The organism is Shewanella sp. ZOR0012 (assembly GCF_000798835.1).
Classification (GTDB): domain Bacteria; phylum Pseudomonadota; class Gammaproteobacteria; order Enterobacterales; family Shewanellaceae; genus Shewanella; species Shewanella xiamenensis.
The window spans coordinates 1-4,134 of sequence record NZ_JTLE01000002.1 but is presented as its reverse complement, the minus strand read 5'-3'; the positions used below and the strand labels follow the sequence as shown (position 1 = coordinate 4,134).

At 44.3% G+C, this 4,134-nt stretch carries 3 protein-coding genes and 1 pseudogene; 2 read left to right on the top strand and 2 right to left on the bottom strand.

Annotation, left to right across the window (positions count from 1 at the left end):
- Positions 1-533: 533 nt before the first annotated feature.
- Positions 534-998 (top strand): RNA recognition motif domain-containing protein, encoded by a 465-nt coding sequence (locus L976_RS00030; RefSeq protein WP_037430549.1) that lies wholly within the window; start codon positions 534-536, stop codon positions 996-998.
- Positions 999-1,009: 11 nt separating this feature from the next.
- Here the strand turns inward: L976_RS00030 and murI are convergent, their stop codons facing one another.
- Positions 1,010-1,825, bottom strand: a complete 816-nt coding sequence (murI, locus tag L976_RS00025) for a glutamate racemase (RefSeq protein ID WP_047532767.1) — start codon at positions 1,823-1,825, stop codon at positions 1,010-1,012.
- 141 nt (positions 1,826-1,966) lie between these two features.
- On the opposite strand from murI, the gene trmA reads away from it, so the two are divergent.
- The gene (gene trmA, locus L976_RS00020; RefSeq protein WP_047532760.1) at positions 1,967-3,067 is read left to right on the top strand and encodes a tRNA (uridine(54)-C5)-methyltransferase TrmA; all 1,101 of its coding nucleotides are present in this window, start codon (positions 1,967-1,969) and stop codon (positions 3,065-3,067) included.
- Between the two features lie 427 nt (positions 3,068-3,494).
- Here the strand turns inward: trmA and L976_RS00015 are convergent.
- Positions 3,495-4,134, bottom strand: a pseudogene (locus L976_RS00015) (alpha-amylase family glycosyl hydrolase); the annotation flags it as partial.

Sequence of the window (4,134 nt, the reverse complement as noted above, 5' to 3'; positions counted from 1 at the left end):
GATTTAATTCTTTGATTACTCGCCAAACGGCAGAGTAATTTCGATTAACTCAACACCTGTGAGTGTCCACACAGATTTGCTTGATAAATTGTTAAAGAGCGTTGACCATCAGCTTTATCACAAGTGATTTCAGCGGGTCAGGGCTGCGTATTTTACGCATTCCCGTTTTTGCGTCAAGTAGTTTTTTAAACTTTCTTTTCGCTCATCAAGGACTGAATCACTTGATGAACTTGCACTTGCAACTGCGTATCGCTGTCTGCCGTGTCAGTGGATGCGCATTATAGGCAGCGGAACTTTTTGTGCAAGCGCTTTTTTAGCCCCTAAAGACTGTACGCCGACATTTTAAGCATTATGTTTACTTTTTATCTATTTTGGCTTGGTTATTCAATTTTGATGTAAGTTTTTATCTGATAAATGATAATTCGCGCTCAATTTTTCGGCAGCAGTCTAGTGTAAAAGTAAATAATTCATTACCATATGACTTGCTGTTAACAGTTATTTATCATTTTCTATTTCATTCAGAGAGCATTTATATGCAAAAGTCATTTCTTATTGTTTTGGTTATTGCCATTCTTGGCGCAATTGCGCTATCTCAATTTGCAACAACATTACCCGCTTACATCGCCTTTGTTGCTGGCGTGATTATTACCACGCTTATCTTTAAATTTGTCCCTGATTTAGGTACCACTCAAGCAGCTGATGAACAATATGTCGGCCCGACAATGACACTCTATGTAGGCAACTTGCCTTATCGTGTGCATGAGGGAGAAGTGAAAGTATTGTTTGGTGAATTCGGCCCAGTCAATTCAGTCCGTTTAGTTCGAGATCGTAAAACAGGCCGCCGTAAAGGCTTCGGTTTTGTTGAAATGTCCGAAGCAGGTGCTCAAAAAGCAATGGTTAAGCTAAATGACTTTAACTTCCAAGAAAGAACCTTAAAGGTTAGAGAAGCTAAGACTCAAGATTCGGAAGCCGCTGATCGTACAGGTACTGATGAATAATCTGCGTTAGCTTATCCGTTCTGGTTGATTGTGGTGATTCGCTCTAGGGCCGAAAAGCCACAATCGACTAACATAGTCATCAATCCCTCACTGATTTCCGCTTTAGTATAAAACGCCTGCATAACCGAATCTTGGTGCTCGTCTTTTAGACCTTGCTGTTCGCTCTTAGTAGCTAACAGTGTTTTGACTCGTTTAGCTATTGCCTCACCTGAATCAAGCAGAGTCACACCTTGACCCAATACCTGCTGCAATTCATCACGCATCATTGGGAAATGAGTACATCCAAGTACCAATACATCTAACTCCGCTTCGACAATCGGCGACAATATCTGCGTTAATCGCACCATATCCAGCTGACCAGTGGCAATCTTCTGCTCGGCCATCAGTACTAATTCCGAACATCCGAACAGCTCTACATGGCAGTCATCGGCAAATTGGCTAATGAGTTCGTGAGTATAGTGGCGCTTTACCGTACCTGGGGTGGCTAGTAAACCGATACGCTTACTTTTAGATAACTGCGCCGCGGGTTTAATGGCGGGGACAACGCCCACCACAGGAATAGATAAAGTGGCACGCAGCGCGGGCAGCACAACCGTACTCGCGGTATTGCAAGCAACGATAACAATGGCAGCATGGGTACGCTCGACGACTTGGTCGATTAGCGCGACACAGCCTGAGACAAGTTCCTGCTCCTCCAATTCGCCATAGGGCAATCTGGCATTATCGAATAAATAGCAGTAATCATGGTGAGGAAGCAGTTTGCGAATTTCTGCTAATACGGATAGACCGCCGATGCCAGAATCGAATACTAATATTGGTTGCGACAAGCCCATCTCCAGTTAATTCTTCGCCCCATGCGCGGGCGGATTTTCCCACAGCTTTGCTCAAACCGCAAAACCAAGATGCTGGACATTCGTGTCACCTAGTATAAAATTTGCGCCCCAATTTACAGCCACGGTGAATCAACAATGAATTTAGCAGCAATGGATCCCACGACCTATGATGCGCAACTGACTGCAAAGCGTATCAAGCTAGAGCAGACCTTTGCCCAATTTGAGACGCCGAGTGTTGAAGTGTTTGCCTCTGAGCCTGCCAACTACCGTATGCGCGCCGAGTTTCGCGTATGGCATGAGGGCGACGATTTATACTATTACATGTTTGATAAAGTATTGAACGACAAAGTACGTTGTGATCAATACTTACCTGCGAGTGCGTTAATCAATCAAATGATGGCGGCACTGATCGCCGAGTTAAAACCTAACCACAGCCTACGCCACAAACTCTTCCAGGTTGATTTTTTATCAACGCTCAGTGGTGAGATTCTAGTATCACTGCTGTATCACAGACAGCTTGATGACCAATGGCGCAGCGAAGCCACCGCGCTCAAAGCTAGATTGAGCAGCCAATTTAAGGTCAATATCATTGGCCGTGCGCGCAAACAGAAAATCGATTTAGATAAAGACTTTGTGGTTGAGTCACTGCAAGTGAATGACAAAGTTTTCCATTACAAACAAATCGAAAACAGCTTTACCCAGCCAAATGCCAAGGTGGCAATCAAGATGCTGGAATGGGCTATCGACGTGACTCAACACAGCCAAGGCGATTTGCTGGAGCTTTACTGTGGTAATGGCAACTTCTCTATCGCGCTGGCACAAAACTTTAATCGCGTGCTCGCGACCGAGTTAGCTAAACCTTCGGTGGATGCAGCCCAATACAATATCGAAGTCAACAATATCGATAATCTGCAAATTATCCGCATGTCGGCGGAAGAGTTTAGCGATGCGATGGCCAAAAAACGCAGCTTCAGGCGCTTAGAAGGCATCGATCTGGATAGCTATGTGTGCAACACCATTTTTGTTGACCCACCACGAGCAGGTATTGACCCAGCTACGTTGGACTTAGTGCAAGGTTATGAGCGGATTTTGTATATCTCGTGCAATCCCGACACCTTAAAAGACAATTTGCAGCAATTAAATCAGACTCACAAGGTGACACGTTTTGCGCTATTCGATCAGTTCCCTTACACCGACCATATGGAAACAGGTGTACTGCTAGAGCGCATTAAGTAAGGATTTATTTCATTACAGACACCCGAAAAAATCTCTCTGGGTACGGCTCTGGGTACGGGAAGAGTTTGCATGCCCCAAAAACTGACTGCTATCGATGCGACTACAGAGCAATGAAGTAGTTTTTAGCAGCTGCAAATAAGTAAGGGGCTGCCATATGGCAGCCCCTTACTTATGCTTCAACAAATTATAAATTCCACGGTCGAAGACCAAAATGACCTTTTAAGAAATTTATTTGAAGTGCCTAGTGGGTCGACAATGAACCACTCTCAGGCGTACTAACTCATACACGAACTGACAGTTTTTATTGTATAAGTTTCTACTCGAAACAACACAACTCACTTTTGGACAAAAGCGTGCTATGTTTTGCGTGAAATTATTTCAATTTCGGATAAACAAAAATAATCCCAAACGCTGAGTCGTAATGAACTTAAGGATGTAACGCTTGGCTTGAGGCTTTACCTTTACACCATTCACCGCTGTTGTGCTGCTTTTTAAACGCGCACATGCTATCCCATCGACCACTTATGCCACTGTATTGACGTCGAAACTCTTTGGCTGATGTGAGCCACGCATCGGGCGCAATGCCTAATTCATTGAGTAGTTTCGGCCGTTGATTATCGATATAGCCTTTCTTATCAAGGCGGATGGCGCGGCCTGTCCAATCAATCAGTTCGAGATAATCGGCAAAGTGAAACGGAATACCCACTTGCTGATTCAGGTGAGCTGCGCCATCGAATTGGACCAGAGACTTGTGGGGAATATGAGCTTCATTAGTTGAGAAGTCAGTTTGTAGCTTTGAGATAGCTAATGGGCGCTTGGGTGAATCTAGCGAGTTAATTCGCTCCTGAATCGATGTAAAATCAGAGGATTGCAAAGAATCGGCAATGCCTGCTCTGATTGGATTTAAATCGACATACATCATGCACGCGAGCAAGGCTTGCTCATCTAACAGTGCTTGCGATTTAAAACGACCTTCCCAAAAGGCGCCTTTGCACTCATCTTCACGATTAGCCTTACGGGCAATTTCTTCGTTTAAACAACGCATAAACCAAGAAATACTGCTTAAT

What these genes read in the sequence shown, in the direction of transcription:
- L976_RS00030 (WP_037430549.1), top strand. Translation starts at nt 534, where the DNA reads ATGCAAAAGTCATTTCTTATTGTTTTGGTTATTGCCATTCTTGGCGCA.
- trmA (WP_047532760.1), top strand. Translation starts at nt 1,967, where the DNA reads ATGAATTTAGCAGCAATGGATCCCACGACCTATGATGCGCAACTGACT.